Annotated in this window: 18 protein-coding genes; 6 read left to right on the top strand and 12 right to left on the bottom strand. The window is 39.7% G+C overall.

Annotation, left to right across the window (positions count from 1 at the left end):
• Complete coding sequence (locus QFX38_02685; protein MDI9623777.1) at positions 1-474, bottom strand: DUF2124 domain-containing protein; 474 nt, start codon at positions 472-474, stop codon at positions 1-3.
• A gap of 57 nt (positions 475-531) precedes the next feature.
• On the opposite strand from QFX38_02685, the gene QFX38_02690 reads away from it, so the two are divergent.
• A complete protein-coding gene (locus QFX38_02690; protein ID MDI9623778.1) occupies positions 532-1,086 on the top strand; it encodes a thiamine-phosphate synthase family protein in 555 nt (184 codons plus the stop codon).
• Positions 1,083-2,087, top strand: a complete 1,005-nt coding sequence (locus QFX38_02695; protein ID MDI9623779.1) for an SIS domain-containing protein — start codon at positions 1,083-1,085, stop codon at positions 2,085-2,087. Before QFX38_02690 ends, QFX38_02695 begins: the two co-directional genes overlap by 4 nt.
• Before the next feature lie 27 nt (positions 2,088-2,114).
• Here QFX38_02695 and QFX38_02700 read toward each other — a convergent pair whose 3' ends face one another.
• Genes QFX38_02700 through QFX38_02715 form a run of 4 tightly spaced genes read right to left on the bottom strand, consistent with a single transcriptional unit; the run spans position 2,115 to position 5,520 of the window.
• The gene (locus tag QFX38_02700) at positions 2,115-2,582 is read right to left on the bottom strand and encodes an Hsp20/alpha crystallin family protein (protein ID MDI9623780.1); all 468 of its coding nucleotides are present in this window, start codon (positions 2,580-2,582) and stop codon (positions 2,115-2,117) included.
• Positions 2,524-3,555, bottom strand: coding sequence for an NOG1 family protein (locus tag QFX38_02705; protein MDI9623781.1), 1,032 nt, complete (start codon positions 3,553-3,555; stop codon positions 2,524-2,526). The genes QFX38_02700 and QFX38_02705 overlap by 59 nt, the downstream gene beginning before the upstream one ends.
• A gap of 8 nt (positions 3,556-3,563) precedes the next feature.
• Positions 3,564-4,133, bottom strand: coding sequence for a TIGR00296 family protein (locus tag QFX38_02710; protein MDI9623782.1), 570 nt, complete (start codon positions 4,131-4,133; stop codon positions 3,564-3,566).
• Between the two features lie 19 nt (positions 4,134-4,152).
• Positions 4,153-5,520 carry a TldD/PmbA family protein gene (locus QFX38_02715; protein MDI9623783.1) on the bottom strand — a complete coding sequence of 456 codons (1,368 nt, stop codon included), beginning with the start codon at positions 5,518-5,520 and terminating at the stop codon, positions 4,153-4,155.
• A gap of 238 nt (positions 5,521-5,758) precedes the next feature.
• Here QFX38_02715 and QFX38_02720 point away from each other — a divergent pair, with 238 nt between their 5' ends.
• Genes QFX38_02720 through QFX38_02735 form a run of 4 tightly spaced genes read left to right on the top strand, consistent with a single transcriptional unit; the run spans position 5,759 to position 10,105 of the window.
• Positions 5,759-7,309 carry a homocysteine biosynthesis protein gene (locus tag QFX38_02720; protein ID MDI9623784.1) on the top strand — a complete coding sequence of 517 codons (1,551 nt, stop codon included), beginning with the start codon at positions 5,759-5,761 and terminating at the stop codon, positions 7,307-7,309.
• A complete protein-coding gene (locus QFX38_02725) occupies positions 7,306-7,692 on the top strand; it encodes a 4Fe-4S binding protein (GenBank protein MDI9623785.1) in 387 nt (128 codons plus the stop codon). The genes QFX38_02720 and QFX38_02725 overlap by 4 nt, the downstream gene beginning before the upstream one ends.
• 9 nt (positions 7,693-7,701) lie before the next feature.
• Positions 7,702-8,892 carry a GMC family oxidoreductase gene (locus QFX38_02730; protein MDI9623786.1) on the top strand — a complete coding sequence of 397 codons (1,191 nt, stop codon included), beginning with the start codon at positions 7,702-7,704 and terminating at the stop codon, positions 8,890-8,892.
• 7 nt (positions 8,893-8,899) lie between these two features.
• The gene (locus tag QFX38_02735) at positions 8,900-10,105 is read left to right on the top strand and encodes a pseudomurein-binding repeat-containing protein (GenBank protein MDI9623787.1); all 1,206 of its coding nucleotides are present in this window, start codon (positions 8,900-8,902) and stop codon (positions 10,103-10,105) included.
• On the opposite strand, the gene pyrI is transcribed toward QFX38_02735, so the two are convergent.
• From pyrI to hisA, 7 genes are read right to left on the bottom strand one after another with little or no spacing between them, the layout of a single operon-like run.
• Complete coding sequence (gene pyrI, locus QFX38_02740; protein MDI9623788.1) at positions 10,102-10,566, bottom strand: aspartate carbamoyltransferase regulatory subunit; 465 nt, start codon at positions 10,564-10,566, stop codon at positions 10,102-10,104. The genes QFX38_02735 and pyrI overlap by 4 nt on opposite strands.
• Positions 10,567-10,576: 10 nt before the next feature.
• Positions 10,577-11,779, bottom strand: a complete 1,203-nt coding sequence (locus QFX38_02745) for a preprotein translocase subunit SecD (GenBank protein ID MDI9623789.1) — start codon at positions 11,777-11,779, stop codon at positions 10,577-10,579.
• Complete coding sequence (locus QFX38_02750; GenBank protein ID MDI9623790.1) at positions 11,776-12,618, bottom strand: protein translocase subunit SecF; 843 nt, start codon at positions 12,616-12,618, stop codon at positions 11,776-11,778. Before QFX38_02750 ends, QFX38_02745 begins: the two co-directional genes overlap by 4 nt.
• A gap of 8 nt (positions 12,619-12,626) precedes the next feature.
• Positions 12,627-13,127, bottom strand: a complete 501-nt coding sequence (locus QFX38_02755) for a flavodoxin domain-containing protein (protein ID MDI9623791.1) — start codon at positions 13,125-13,127, stop codon at positions 12,627-12,629.
• A 24-nt stretch (positions 13,128-13,151) separates the two neighbouring features.
• Positions 13,152-14,162 (bottom strand): N-acetyl-gamma-glutamyl-phosphate reductase, encoded by a 1,011-nt coding sequence (argC, locus tag QFX38_02760; GenBank protein ID MDI9623792.1) that lies wholly within the window; start codon positions 14,160-14,162, stop codon positions 13,152-13,154.
• A gap of 14 nt (positions 14,163-14,176) precedes the next feature.
• Positions 14,177-14,632, bottom strand: a complete 456-nt coding sequence (locus QFX38_02765; protein MDI9623793.1) for an adenylyltransferase/cytidyltransferase family protein — start codon at positions 14,630-14,632, stop codon at positions 14,177-14,179.
• A gap of 15 nt (positions 14,633-14,647) precedes the next feature.
• Positions 14,648-15,364, bottom strand: coding sequence for a 1-(5-phosphoribosyl)-5-[(5-phosphoribosylamino)methylideneamino]imidazole-4-carboxamide isomerase (hisA, locus tag QFX38_02770; protein ID MDI9623794.1), 717 nt, complete (start codon positions 15,362-15,364; stop codon positions 14,648-14,650).
• Positions 15,365-15,369 lie beyond the last annotated feature (5 nt).

Below are 15,369 nucleotides of genomic sequence, written 5' to 3' on the forward strand. Positions count from 1 at the left end.
TTATTTTAACACGAATCCTTCGATGTCAGCATTTATAACACAATCAAAGTCTATTTTCTCGTACCAACCTGCTTTTCTGAACATGTCCATGAAGCAGACGCCGATAACCTTTCCACCTTCTTTTAGGGCCTCGTCTATCAATTTTTTAACATCTTCGATCTTGGCGCCTATCTTTGGCATTGAAAGGCCTCCTAGGAGTATTAGGGCATCCACCTTATATGGGTTTACGTCTCCTAGTTCAACACCATAATCAGTTAATATGAGTTCTCTAGCCTTCTTAAAGTCTGTGTTTGGAATGAAGATGCTCTTTTTGTCCCTTGCAGCGTATGCAAAAAGTTCTGCGAAGGGTGTGCACACTCCAGGGACGCCAGCATATCCAATTGTCTCAACATCCGCAACTTCTTCCCTGAAAGCCGTTAAATTGCCTTTTATACCTTTAAACTCTTTAACCTTCTCCATTATAACCAACTCCATCGCAATTTATATTGTTATAATATATAAGATATATAGGGATAACGCTTTGGGGGTAGATTGATTGGATTAGAAATTGAAAATTTAAAAAAAGCTCTTGAGATGATCACTTCTTCAAGAGGATTTTATAGGCTCATCCCAGAGGTGAGAACGAATATAGTGATGGCGAAGGAAAATGCTAGGACAATTAATGACGTGGCCGGGATCCCGGGGAGGATCACGGTCCACAAAAGAGAAGTCTTTGCATGCAGAGAACCGGAATATGGGGCTTCTTCACATTTAGCACGTCTCATATTAGAGATAAGAAAATATGATCCCACTCGAAGGAGTGGAATTAATATAAAATATGATAAGGCCATCATAGAATTTTGTGAGAGGATGGGCCTTAAAGTTTCATATTATGATAGAAGAAAAGAGCCAATGGAGATCAAAGGAAAAGAAGGCGCAACCATACCATGGGGTGTTAAAGTAGCCATTAAGAGGATAGGTATGGTACCTGATGTAATATACCATAAGGGGGATTGGGGAAAAGAGCCCATGATAGTATTATTGGCATCTGATGCTATTGAAGCTGCTAGAATGGCTATAAAGATAGGGGAGGAAGTTAGAATATGAAGTATGATATGTATCATGAAATACTTCAACAACCACGATCAATGACGAAAACATTGAAAAGAGAAAAATCTCATATGGATGAAATTTCAGATGAATTAAGGGAATATGATAAAATATACCTTATAGGATGTGGAAGTTCCCTCTCAACATGCTATTCTGTGCGTGATGCTATTAACATCTGTTATGATATGGATATAAGTATATTCACAGGTTATGAATTTCTTTACCATAAAAAAATCCAAGATAAAGATTCTATCATCATATTAACTTCACAGTCTGGTGAAACAGCGGATACTCTTGCAGCATTGCGAAAAGCAAAGAAATATAACTTGAAAACCATAACAATAACCAATGAGCCTACCAGTACTATGGCAAGGGAATCAGATGATGTAATATTGACACATTGTCAGCGGGAGAATGCCATAGTAGCGACAAAAACATACATAAACCAGTTACTCTGCCTATATTATATCCTATTTGGAGTCTATGATGATGAATTTTCAAAGAATATACTCAAGGACCTTGAGAAGTTACCAAGCGCCATTAATAGGCTTATAAAGGAAACAGAAGAGGAGAACAAGCTTCTTGCATTTGAATTCAAGGATGATGATATGTTTTATTGTATGGGGAGCGGTCCAAATTATGGTCTCGCCTATAAACTTGCAATGACCATGTTCATGGAAGGAGCGCTTAAACATGCCTGTCCGCTTTATTCAGGAGAATTTAGACATGGATTGATTGAAAAAGTTGAAGATGGTGTCCCAATAGTATTCCTAGAGGCCGACCTTCCGGGTGATGTTCTAACGAGGAAATCTATTGAATTCTGCGAGAAAATCAATGCAAAGAATATAATCTTTTCAATGAAGGATTACAGTAACCTTAACAGTCTATTATCACCCTTTATATTGGTCATACCACTTGAATGGTTCATCTATTATCTAGCATCTTATAACAACAAGGATCCTGGGAGCACAAGACATATTGGGAAAGTGAGATACTAAGAGGATATGAAATAGGAAAAATGGGTTTTATTCTACTTTGAGGGTGTGTTTCTTTTTAACTTCCACCTTTGGAAGTTCTACTGTTAGAACACCATCTTTGAATGTTGCTTTAGCCTCATCCACTTTTATCTTAGTTGGTAATTTCAGTTCTCTCCTTGCTTCACCATATCGGCGCTCTTTTTTCACGTAATTGGCTTCCTCCACTTCTATTTCTTCCTTGAAATCTGCTGTTATGGTAATACTGTCCTCCGTTAATTCTATATTTATGTCCTCCTTTTTAACCCCTGGAAGATCTGTTTTTATAATAAGTTTATCATCGGTTTCTATAAGGTCAAGGGTTGGTTTCTCTGGTAGAGCTTCTGTATACTCTGATATTTTCTTTTCAAATTCTTTTTGCATTTCTCTCATATTCTTTATCATATCTTCTATCATCTTTTCAGCCATTAATCTTCTTTTTTCCAACATGCTGAAAGGCTTTTCTAGTTTTTTTCTCATGCAAACCCTCCAATCTTTTTATTAAGCTAGAGACCCCCTCATCTTCTAATGCAGAGATTAGTATAGGATCCTCAACCTTTATAGTATATTTTTTGATATACTTAATATTTTCTATGAGGTCCATCTTGTTAAACACACAGATAAATGGTATCCTGAATATCTTTTTTAAGTCCTTGAAAAGATTATATTGACTCTCCATAGGATAACCGCAAGTTTCAGAGGCGTCAAAAATGAATAATATGATGTCAGCCAAATTTTCCAAGGCGACCATAGCCTTTAATTCTATGTTGTTCATTTCATCGATTGGACGATCTAAAAGTCCTGGAGTATCTATGATTTGGATTTTGTTCCATTTCATCTCAAGGTAGCCTATTTGGAGCCCTTTTGTGGTGAAGGGATACTCTGCAACTTTTGGCTTGGCACCGGTTAATCTTCGCAATATTGTTGATTTCCCAACATTTGGGAATCCAGCGATAACAACAGTGAAGGCATTAAAATCTACTGTGGGCATGTTTTTTAACTTGTTCCTCGTAAAATCCAAGAAATCTAAGTCGTCCCCAATTTTTTTTATAACAGATGATATTCTACCATATGCCTCTCTCCTGATAGATGATGCTAAAGAGGGCCTTGATTTCCTTATACGCTTCCTGTATTCCCTTTCAAGTTGGCTGATTATGCTAGCGGCCCAGTTAATAGCCCCTAATGATTTTTTCAATGGATCTATCCCTACTGTTACGTCAATGTAATCTTGGTAGAATTCTGGCAAGCTTTCAATATCTGGTGTGCGTTCTATTATTAATTTTAATTTGTCTTTGATGATGTTACAAGCTGTTTGGATCCTTATAATCTCTATCGTCTTAGCCTTTTTTTGACTTGGTATTCTTGAGGTGCGAGCGGCTGATGCGGCTTTCCTAGCCCTACTAAATGCTTTGTTTAAGAGTTCTTCACTCGTTGGGATTGGTGGTAGTCTCATGGCCTTTTTCACTTTGATCCTTTTTCTTGGAATATCTGGGCCTGGAATTTGTAGACTTTTGTGTCCTGGTCATACCAACAGTCTGGGGGTAGGCCCGCCTTTAGGCATGTATTGCAGAGGAATTCTTCTTCGTCAAAATTCCACTCGACGGCGACTTGGGGTAATAATAGGCCTTTATAGGGTCCTTTTTCGATGATGAGTCCATCCACTCCCACTTTTATCCTCTTGGGGTATTCTCTTGGATCCTCTACTTTTATGGGTTCTGGTTTTGTGAGTACACTCACTTCTATTTGAATTTCTTCGAGTTCTTCCACTGTTACTGGGGGAAACCTCGGGTCTGATGTTGCTGATGCCACAGCAGCTTCTATAACACCCTTTATTAAAGGTTTTATCGGCTCTGGGAACCCTATACATCCTCTAAGATCTCCATTTTTATTTAATGTTACGAACACTCCCATCTTCTCTTTTAAATGGGACGGAACCCTTGGGGGGTCTATTATCTTACCCTTTTTTAGGTATGTTTTTATGGCTTTTCTAGCAATTTTTATGAGCAGTCTGCCATCTTCTTTTGAAAGCATCTATTATCACCTTAAATTTTTATCCGCTCCCACCCACCATCACTTCTCTAAGTCGTAGGTGAGGTCCACCATCACCTACAGGTACTGTTTGTCCTGCTTTCCCACAAAATCCAATATTCATTTTGAAATCTGACCCTATGGCATCGACCTTTTTAAGGGTTTCTGTGATATCCCCTGATAATGAAACATCTCTAAGGGGTTCCTTTATCTCACCATCTTTTATTAGGAAGGATTCAGCTGCATTGAACTGAAATATTCCCTTGCCTGTGTCCACTTGTCCTCCCCGAGAACCTTTAAGGTATATCCCATATTCAATGTCTTCAATCATCTCCTCGAAATTCCAGTCACCAGGTTCTATGTAGGTGTTGCTCATTCTTACAATAGGGTTTTCGCTTATAATTGAACGTGCATTACCTGTCGGTTCAAGGCCTAGTTTCTGGGCTGTCTCCCTTGATGTTAAATATGATTTTAGGATACCTTTCTCCACGAGTATTGTGGGTGATGCTTTCACGCCTTCTGCATCATAATGGTAGTGTCCAAAGGCGTCTATTGTGGGATCATCTACTATTGTAACATTCTTTGATCCTATTCTTTCACCGATACGATCTTTGAGTATTGAATCATCTTGGAGCACGAGGTCCGCCTCTGTTGCATGCCCCAATGCTTCATGTATAAGGACTCCTGTAAGTTTAGGGTCTGTTAAGATAGTGAATTTACCTGAAGGTGGACTGTGGGCTGATAATAATCTAACAGCTTTTTCGCTGGTTTCTCTACCTAGCCTTTCAAGATCTTCTTCTTCAAGTATCTCGAAACCATGGCAACCTCCAATATTATCATGTCCCATTTGAATTTGCAAGCCATCAGAAGCTACTGTATTTAAGAACAGGGCTACCCTCACTTCCTCTGATTCTATAGATGATCCCTCAGAATTGAAGAAAATAGTTTTTGTTTCACTATCCACGTAATTTATAGTGGTACTTATAATCTTGTCTATGGAGGCTGCGCCATGTAATTCTAGAAGTGTTCTTTTTTTATCCTCGATTGACACAGTAGAGGGTGGTATTTTAGCTTTAGAGCCTATTCTGTCAACTATCGGTGGATATGATGCCATTTCAGCATCCCCACCCACCCTCTCGGATAATTTGAGGGCTTTTTCAGCTATTTCATCAATCTTTGACGGATTAGAAGTATAAGCCAAGCCCCATGAGCCTTTATTAAGAACCCTGACACGTATACCCGTGTCATGGCCTGTTTTAATCTCCTGTATTTTACCATCCTTCATGAGAAGGGAATTGCTAAATGATTCTCCCATTCTTATATCGGCATAATCGGCTTTCTCTACAAGCCAATGAATTGTCTTCTCAAAGACATTAGTGTCCAATTTTATCAACCTCTTAGATGTTCTTTTACTCTCCCAGGAAGATTTTGGGACAGTGAGACAATTTTGGGAGCTTTTAAATTCTCTAATCCTGAAACAAGACATTTAAAAAATTCTTGAAAGTTTTGTTATTTTGTATTAGGGGCCTCCTAGTTGCTTATTAGAGTGGGATGGGTGGATAATTTTTATAGGACTAATTATATAATTACACAGACATAAACCCTATCTTTTTGGGGGATGTGATATTTTGAAGACCATCAATGAGATAAATCAGAAGATCAAGGATGGGGATGCTGTTGTGGTCACAGCATCTGAAATGACAGAGATAGTGGCTGAAAACGGGCCTAAGGAGGCTGCCCGTGAAGTAGATGTTGTAACAACCGGTACATTCGGTGCTATGTGTTCATCGGGGGCTTTTTTAAATTTTGGACATTCTGATCCCCCTATTAAAATGGCTAGAACCTATCTTAATGGTGTTGAACTTTACTCCGGTCTTGCGGCGGTGGACGCATATATAGGCGCGGCACAGCCTAACAAGGACCCAGAACTTGGATTGGATTATGGTGGGGCGCATGTCATAGAAGATCTTATAAAAGGTGAAGAAATAGAGTTGGTCGCTGAAGCATATGGAACAGACTGTTACCCACTAAAGCATGTTGAAACCTTGATAACCTTGGATAAACTCAACCAGGCTATAATGGTTAATCCGCGTAATTGTTATCAGAATTATGCTGTTGCAGTTAATTCCACTGATGAGACACTATATACTTATATGGGCACACTTTTACCCAATTATGGTAATGTAACCTATTCAAGTGCAGGGGAACTCAGCCCACTTATAAACGACCCTTACTTCCAGACCATCGGCTTCGGTACAAAGGTTTTCTTATGCGGAGCAGAAGGTTATATTGTCGGTGAAGGCACACAACATTCAACTGATGTCGAAAGAAGGCATGGTGTACCCACAACCTCTGCAGGTACATTAATGTTAAAGGGTGACATGAAAAAGATGAACCCGGAATTTTTAAGGGCGGCTACAATGCCAAAATATGGGCCAACCCTCTATGTTGGAGTTGGCATACCCATACCCGTACTTAACGAGGATATAGCAGCATCTACAGGTATCAGTGACGAGGATATCACATGTAAGGTTGTTGATTATGGTGTGCCACGCAGAGAAAGGCCAGTAGTTAAGGAAACTAATTATAAAGAGCTTAAGAGTGGTAAAATCGAGATAAATGGCATGGAAGTTCCGACTTCTCCATTATCATCATTGAAAAAGGCCAGGATAATAGCAGAAGAACTTAAAAAGTTAATAGAAAAAAGCGAATTCCTACTTACATCCCCAATTTATAGGCTACCATCAAGAGGTTATACTCTAAGGCCCCTTGAAATCAGAAAACCATCGATACTAGTGCGGGAATTAGAAAGTAAACCGGTGATAGTCACACACCCGGATGAGAATATCAAGGAAGTTGCAAGAAAACTTGTTGAAAACAATATTAACCACATTCCTGTCGTTGACGAAGAAGGGATACTCCAAGGGATCGTGACATCATGGGATATAGCTGATGCAGTTGCAAAGGGTAAAACCAGCCTCCAAGATGTTATGACGAAGAAGGTTATAATCGCCAGGGAAGACGAACCCGTAGAAGTGGTTGCACGTAGAATAGATAAATATGATATTTCTGGGTTGCCAATAGTTGATTCAGATAACAAGGTCAAAGGTATTATAACAGCGGAGGACATATCAAGGCTCGTGGGGAAGAAGATGGATAGAGGGGGAGAATCCATATGAAAGCATGGCTAAGATTCCTTCCAAGCATCATAGGCAAGGCCATAATATCAGAGACAATAAAGAAATATGATATCGAATTCAACATACTAAGAGCGCATATAACACCCCGTGGGGGCAAAATGCTAGTTGAAATAAGCGGCCCCGAAGAAAAGGAGAGTATAAAGTTTATAGAGGAGCAAGGTATAGAAGTAAACCCTATAATAAAAGTTGTTAAAAAGGATAAGGATAAATGCATAGATTGTGGAGCGTGCATATCACTTTGCCCAGTTAAAGCCATTAACATGGAAGAAGATTGGACAGTGGAAATAGATGACCAGATTTGTATAGGTTGTGGTTTTTGCGCTAAATCTTGTCCTACAAAATCAATAATCTTGTTTGAATAAAGTGGTTTTATGGTTATAGTCATAGGTTCAGGGGCTGGTGGCGCCACTATCGCAAGGGAACTTGCAAAAAATAACACTGAAGTGACTATCATAGAGAAAGGCCCCCTCGTACCATCAAAGCATGCATTCAAATGTTATGATCCACCACCCCAAGGCGTGGACCTTCTTAAAACTTCATGCGTAGGCGGTTCCACCCTTGTAGCGGCTGGAAACGCCATTAGAGTCCTTGAGGATGATCTAAAGGATTACGGTATAAATATTACAAAAGAACTTGACGAGATAGAAAAAGAACTTAAGGTAAAACCACTCCCAACGACACATATAGGTGATGGTACAAAGCTTATAATGGAAAGTGCACATTCACTTGGCCTGCCCATAAGGAGGATGCCAAAATTCATAAACCCTAAAAAGTGTAAACCTTGTGGAAAATGCGCCTTCGGGTGTCCAAGGGATGCTAAATGGTCCGCGAAGGAATTCATAGAGGACGCCACAAAGTGGGGTGCTGAACTCATCCAAGAAACTGAAGTTAAGAACCTTATCATAGAAAATAATAGGATAAGGGGTGTTAAAACCTCGGACGGACCATTGTATGATGAAATTGTGATACTATCCGCGGGGGCGGTTGGAACACCAAGACTGCTCCTAAGATCGGGTATAAACGCAGGAGAAACATTCTTCATGGACACTTTCATAACAGTAGGGGGCATATTAGAGGATATACGATTCAATGAGGAAGTTCAGATGAATGCCATAATTGAAATGGAAAATTTCATATTAGCACCACATTTTGCCAGCCTCATCGCAAAAGAACTCAAAAGAGAAGGATACAAGGAAAAGGATATCATAGGATTAATGGTTAAAATCGCCGATGAGAATAATGGGAAAGTTAAATTGGATGAGATCACAAAAGAAAACACCCTAAATGATATAAAGTTGCTTACAAGGGGATCGGCCATTGCAGGTTCCATACTTTCAAATATTGGTGTGGAAACATCCACTATAGTTTCAACGCATCCGAGAGGCGCGCATCCAGGGGGAACTGCTCCCATAGGTAAAGTAGTAGATGAAAACCTTGAAACAAGTATAAAAGGACTTTATATTGCAGATGCAAGTGTGCTCCCGAGGGCCCCGGGCGCCCCACCTATCCTCACCATCATGGCCCTTGCACTTAGGCTCGCTAAACACATACTAAAAGGATGAATTTTGCATGTTTAAAAAATTCTTAATACTGGTATTGTTTTTTGGACTTTTTTCCATGGTTCAGGTTTCAGCAGCCAATATAGAAATCATATATAATGGGACTGGGGGAAATGTCACAGGGAATTATTATATTAGACAATACACACCCCACCATCCTATAACCCGAGAGGTCATCACAGCAGCTAAAAACGGCACTCCAATGGTAGTATTCGGTAATGGTTCTGGCAAGAATGTTATGATTGTTGCGGGTGTTCATGGTAATGAATTACCTCCGCAATTAGCAGCTCTTAAACTCATAGATTATCTTGCAGACAAGAAGATTAATGGTACAGTTTATATAGTGCCATTCCTCATCCCATCATCAACAGTAACGTCCTCACGTTATTGGAATGGTCAGAATCCTAATAGTATAGCTAATTACAAGGGGACGCCAACCAATAGGATAGTGCAAATTGCCAAGGAACGTTTAGTCCAAGCCTTGGGGGATTTCCATTCAACAAAACCCGGCGGAACTCCAGGAAAGGATGCTGTATTCTGTTCAAGAAAACCAACCTATGAAAGTTACAAGATAGCATATTATATAAGTAAGAACAGCCTCTCTAAACTGATAGTATATGAGAATGCTGGTTTAGAATATCAAGGAGCCCTAGAGGACGTTTGCAACCTTGGAGGCATACCTAGTGTTACATGTGAGGTTCTCTCCTCACATGGAACTGTGGCTTTGGGTAGTGTTGACAGATCATTTATGCAAATGATCCTATTACTAAAATATAATAATGTTATACAAGATGCGGTTTTATCAATTTCGCAGTTGGCTACAAGCGCGAATACACTAAAAGGTTACTATGAATCCTATAAGAAATTACCTAACAATGTCACCATCAACAATAACTATAATATGGGCCAGGTATTGTATTTGTTCTGTAAAGCTACATTAAATATAAATAGTGGCAGCACATCCATGATAACTGTGGGTAATGTTGAGAATGCCATGTTATCATCTGGAAACTATAGTAGGGGGAGGATTTATAAATCGGAATATTTAAAGGTTGCAGCGAATATCATAGGCTTTATTAAAGTTTATAATCGTGCGCCTAATTATGCTTTTACAAGCCGTGGTAAAATACCATTCCAGAAGCTTGTCTATATGTACAGTAAGATTCTAGGCTTTTATAGTGTCAATGGTAGGCTCCCAACTTACGTGAAGCTCTAGAATTGGGATTCAATTTCATCTTCGCTCATGAGCCTTTCACAGAAATGACACCTTAAAATCACGGGTTCTCTGTTGATAACATAGAATCGTGTTTTAACAGGTTCTCTCCTATTAGTTATGCAATTTGGATTAGGACATTTTAATATACCATGCACTTCATCGAGTAGGTGTACTTTCCACTTTTCCACTATCTCATAATCTCGGATTATGTTTATGGTTGCCTTGGGTGCTATGAGAGCTATTTGATCCACTTCACTTGATTCTAATTCCCTATTTTCCACTTTAACAATATCCTTCGAACCATAACGTGAAGATTCCATGTTAATAGCTACTGTAACCCTACTTTTACCATCTGGAAGACCTAGTATCTTCAAGACGTGCAAGGCCTTATTTGAGGTGATATGATCTATGACGGTTCCATTTTTTATCGGTTTAACTTTAAGTTCCTTGGGTTTTCTCAATCCGAACCCCCTACTTTATTATATATTCCATGAATTTAGCATATACTGGACGTGTTATGAAAACGCCTATGAGAACGCCTAGTACTGTTGTAAATGCGAAACCGGCTAACATTCCTATACCTGTAGCGCCCCTCGCGAAACCTACATAGGCTAATGGTAGCATAGCAGCGATTAAGGTACCTGCAGAAGCGAATATTATGAAAAAAGCTTCTCGGATCCTGAACCTTCTCCTGCGCCTTTTTACTCTTTCCCCGCCGAGTACTTCATCTGTCATGATTATTTGGTCATCTACTCCAGTCCCTATGGCCGCTAAGATACCTGCTATGGCGGCCAAATCTATGTTCCATCGTATGATGGCAGCAACACCTAGTATGAGTATGAGTTCTGCCAAGGTTGTGAAGAATATTGGGAGTACTAGGATGGGCGTCCTATAACGTGCGACTAGGATTATGATAATGGCGATGATAGCAAGTAGACCAGCTATTAGGGCTCCTTTTGTGAATTCTCCTCCGAGTTCGGCGGATACGTTGCTCACACCAATAATTTTAACCTTTACGGGTAGTGAACCGGACTTTAGGAGAGTTTCAACTTCTTTCGCCTTTAATTCTGCGGATTCTCTTGTACTTTCAGCGCCTGTTATTGCAACGTCGGTCACGGGTTTACCAGCTGCTACATCAGGTGATATTTCAGGGGAGGTTATGAGGCGATCATCCAAGTACATGTCAACCGGTGCTCCGGCTTTTCCCTCTGCAGCTTTTGCAAAACGTTTTGCACCATCAGTTGATATGCGGAATGGAACCTCCCATTGGTTCCCCTTTATTATGGGGGATTGTACGCTTACGATATCGGCTCCTGTGAGCACGGTCTTATTGTCGATTTTTGCTTCAAATTTACCTGGTGAACCAACTATCTTAGCCACTTCTTCGGGTTTTACCCCGGCAATTTCAATAATAACGTTTTGGCTTCCGCTGGCCCTTACCTTCACATCTTTTACGCCGAAAATGTTAAGCCTTTTATCAAGTACACTGGTTATGGTGTTCATAGTAGCGGAGTCCACAGGTTTTTCTAATTGTATTTGTATGATCGATCCCCCTTTTAGGTCGAGGCCTTGTGGGATTCCAAGGGTTGCGATAGCTGCTAAACTTATCAGTACTAATATGATGAGGATGATTGTCCTTGGTTCTCTTATGAATCGTGAAATTCCTTTTCTCATGATCTTGCCTCCAAGTACCATCTTAGTATACCAAGATTCATGAACCATGTTGTTAAAATGTCAGCTGATAATCCGATGATAAGAACTGCAGCTATATTACTTAAAACTTCGGCTTCTGGTATTAAGAATACTGTTACTATGTAGAGCGCGCTCATGGATGCTATTGCTGCTGCTGACATTGTTAACCCAGTCTTAATGGCTCCTATCGCCCTCTCGGTTATTTTACCTTTTCTTTGTTTAAGGACTCTTGTTGTGAGTAGTATGTCGGTGTCTACGCTGTAGCCTATTAGCATGAGGATCGCACCGATGGATGCGAGTGACAATGGAACTTTAAAGAGTGACATGCCACCTAATGCGATTATTATATCGCAGGCTGCTGCCATTATAACTGCAAGGGATGGTACCAAGTTTCTGAAAACTATAAGTACTGTTATGGACATGAAAAGGAAAGCGAACCCTACAGCCCAATAAATTTGGTTCATAGCTTCCTTGCCCAGTATTGGACCCACTGACCTGTAACTTTTGATCTTCGCCGTCCCTTTTAAGGCTCTTGCAAATTCATCAACTTGAATGTCGCTGCCCATTTGTACTGTTGCATCATATCCTTTAATTGAAATGACATTAACGTCTTTGATTTTTAGTTTTTCTTGGATGAAGGCTTTGAGTTCTGTTTGATCCATCTTTTTTTCTAGTGTTAATTCGGCGATGGACCCTCCTTTTAGGTCTACGCTTTCTTCTAGTCCATGTGTTAGTAGTATGCCAAGGGATGATAGTGTTATGATCAATGGTATGATTATAAGTAGTTTGTAGGATTCTAGAAGTTTTCTTTTCAATATTATTCACCTTTTTATCCTATGGAGTATATTTTAAGGTCTTTTTCAGCCATGACCTTTAATGTGTCCTCTTTGATCTCGTGAAATTGTTTTCCACCCGTTTTTATCGTGAAGGAGTTTATTATGCGGCCTCCTCTCGCTTTTATCTTTTCAGCCATCCTATCTATTACATTGTTTCCGCCTTGGCGGCTCATTGTGGCAAATAGTATGACATCTTTACCTTTTAATTTTAGATTGTCTATTAGTGTTATTATGGCGGGTGCTGGTTTACCAGCCCATGTTGGGGATCCTATATATAGGAGGTCATATCCGGTTAAATCAATAGTTTCAGGTTCTATTCTAGTCTTTTTTTCTCTTATAGCATCTATGATTGATCCTATATTACTTAGGAGGCCGTATCGATCCTTCAGATCTTTTATTTCTATGGTTTCGGCTGATAGTTCATCGGCGATAGTTTTAGCTACAGTTTCTGTTTTTTTTGTTTTTGAATAATAGATGATCAGTGCCTTTTTCATAATTTGACACCACCATATTATATTTTAGGGGTGTACTGCTGGAAGGTCCAAGGATGTTTTTTCATCAAACCCGAACATGATATTCATGTTCTGGATCGCCTGGCCAGAGGCCCCTTTTACTAGGTTGTCTATTGCTGATATTATAACAGCTCTTTTGTTGTCATCGATTTCAAAGCAGCCTATATGGCACTCGTTAGAGCCTCTGACAGCGCTTAAACGTGGCATTTCACCTTCTTCTATTATTTTTATGAATGGTTCGCCTTCATAGAATCCGGAGTATATGCTTTCAAGTTCTTTGGGGGTGAGATCTTCTTTTAGAAATGTGTGTACTGTTGTTAGGATTCCTCGGATGACTGGTACAAGGTGTGGTGTGAAGCTTACATTTACTGGGTGTTCTCGTGATAATTCTTGACGTATCTCTGGTGTATGCCTGTGATCTGTCACGTTATATGGTATGACGTTATCGCTACAATTTGGATAATGGGTCACGCTGGTGGGTTTTATCCCAGCGCCACTTACACCAGTCTTGGAATCTATTATAAAAGTTTCGGCTAATTTTTCATATACTAGTGGCATGCAGGCTAGTATTGCCCCTGTTGGGAAGCATCCTGGGTTCGCTACGAGTTTGGCATCCTTTATCTTGTCCCTATAAATTTCTGGGAGTCCGTAGACGGCATCCAAGGGGCTTTCATGTTTTATACCATACCATTTTTCATATGTTTTTATATTGTCGAATCTGTAATCACCGCTCAGGTCGACGACTTTTATATCTTGTTCTAGGATCCTTGGAACGATCTTCATGGAAGCTCCATGTGGCGTCGCTGTAAATATAAGATCTGCATCAATATTATCAATGTCAACATCTGAAAATTCAAGTTCAAGGTCTTGGAGGTGTGGGTGCACCCTATTTATGGGTTTGCCAGCATATTTTCTAGATGTTGCGGCCACGATTTCCACATTGGGGTGTTTGCTTAGAAATCTTAAAAGTTCGCCACCAGTATACCCACTAGCTCCTATAATACCTACATCGATCATTAAACCACCAAAATTTAACAGTTTTTGAATGTTTTATCATCGAATTTCATGCTTTTTATTTTTTTGATTATCTTGCAAGTGCTGTCGAGTGGGGCTTTTTTATATTTTTTCACTTTTTTAACTTCACATTTGAGACCCCTTTTTCTAAGTTCATTTTCAAGTTCTTTAATATTAAAGTCTTGGTCTGGGCCTATGGCTATAATATCAGGGTCTATTTTATGGACTATCTCAAACATGTCTGTTTCACTCCCAAGATAGGCCTCATCAACCGGTTTTAACATTTTAACAACTTCTAATCTCTGTTTTTCGCTTACAATGGGGATTCTTTTTTTTGCCCTTACAGTGGAGTCTCTTGCAAGGACTACAATTAACTTTGCATTTTTTCCACCGAGTTTTTTAGCCTCTTCTAGGAAGAAAATATGTCCTGGGTGTATTATGTCGAAGGTTCCAGTGGCCATCACAGTTTTCATAATATTTTTCACCTACTATGGGTCCTCATATTCTAGGGCTTCTTTGAAGTCTATTTTACCCTTGTATAAGGCTGATCCGATTACAACACCCCTTACACCAATCTTTTTTAAGAGTTCAATGTCTTTGATAGATGTCACACCACCAGAATATATGATGGGTATATTAACTGCTTTTACGAGTTCTCTTAAAGGTTTAATGTCCACTCCTTTTAATAATCCTTCGACGTTTACATTGGTGAAGAGTATGCTACCCGCACCTTTATTTTCAAATAACTTGGCCAATTCTGGGGCTTCTTTGGATGTTTTTTCTGTCCAACCTTTTATAACCACTTTTGAATCTTTGGTATCAAGGGATACCATTATATGCTTTGATCCATATTGTTTCGCTAGTTTTTCCACGATTTCAGGTTTTTTAATGGCTAGTGTGCCTAGGATCACCCTTTCAACGTCGAAGTCAAGCAGCTTCTGAGCGTATTTTAAACTCCTTATACCGCCACCTACTTGTACTGGGATAGATAATGATTTAACGATCTTTTTTATAATCTTAAGGTTCGTCCCTGTTCCAAGGGCGCCGTCGAGATCGATCAAATGGAGGAGGCTTGCACCCATTTCTTCCCATTCTATGGCCATGGCTACAGGATCGTCTATGATAACTTGTTCTGTACCTGGCACGCCCTGTACTAACTGAACGCATTTACCATCTTTTATATCAACTGCAGGTATTATCAACATCTTGT

The sequence above is a fragment of the Methanothermobacter sp. genome, from assembly GCA_030055615.1.
Classification (GTDB): Archaea; Methanobacteriota; Methanobacteria; order Methanobacteriales; family DSM-23052; genus Methanothermobacter_A.

What these genes read in the sequence shown, in the direction of transcription:
- QFX38_02685 (MDI9623777.1), bottom strand. Translation starts at nt 474, where the DNA reads ATGGAGTTGGTTATAATGGAGAAGGTTAAAGAGTTTAAAGGTATAAAA.
- QFX38_02695 (MDI9623779.1), top strand. Translation starts at nt 1,083, where the DNA reads ATGAAGTATGATATGTATCATGAAATACTTCAACAACCACGATCAATG.
- QFX38_02700 (MDI9623780.1), bottom strand. Translation starts at nt 2,582, where the DNA reads ATGAGAAAAAAACTAGAAAAGCCTTTCAGCATGTTGGAAAAAAGAAGA.
- QFX38_02705 (MDI9623781.1), bottom strand. Translation starts at nt 3,555, where the DNA reads ATGAGACTACCACCAATCCCAACGAGTGAAGAACTCTTAAACAAAGCA.
- QFX38_02710 (MDI9623782.1), bottom strand. Translation starts at nt 4,133, where the DNA reads ATGCTTTCAAAAGAAGATGGCAGACTGCTCATAAAAATTGCTAGAAAA.
- QFX38_02725 (MDI9623785.1), top strand. Translation starts at nt 7,306, where the DNA reads ATGAAAGCATGGCTAAGATTCCTTCCAAGCATCATAGGCAAGGCCATA.
- QFX38_02730 (MDI9623786.1), top strand. Translation starts at nt 7,702, where the DNA reads ATGGTTATAGTCATAGGTTCAGGGGCTGGTGGCGCCACTATCGCAAGG.
- QFX38_02735 (MDI9623787.1), top strand. Translation starts at nt 8,900, where the DNA reads ATGTTTAAAAAATTCTTAATACTGGTATTGTTTTTTGGACTTTTTTCC.
- QFX38_02745 (MDI9623789.1), bottom strand. Translation starts at nt 11,779, where the DNA reads ATGAGAAAAGGAATTTCACGATTCATAAGAGAACCAAGGACAATCATC.
- QFX38_02755 (MDI9623791.1), bottom strand. Translation starts at nt 13,127, where the DNA reads ATGAAAAAGGCACTGATCATCTATTATTCAAAAACAAAAAAAACAGAA.
- argC (MDI9623792.1), bottom strand. Translation starts at nt 14,162, where the DNA reads ATGATCGATGTAGGTATTATAGGAGCTAGTGGGTATACTGGTGGCGAA.
- QFX38_02765 (MDI9623793.1), bottom strand. Translation starts at nt 14,632, where the DNA reads ATGAAAACTGTGATGGCCACTGGAACCTTCGACATAATACACCCAGGA.
- hisA (MDI9623794.1), bottom strand. Translation starts at nt 15,364, where the DNA reads ATGTTGATAATACCTGCAGTTGATATAAAAGATGGTAAATGCGTTCAG.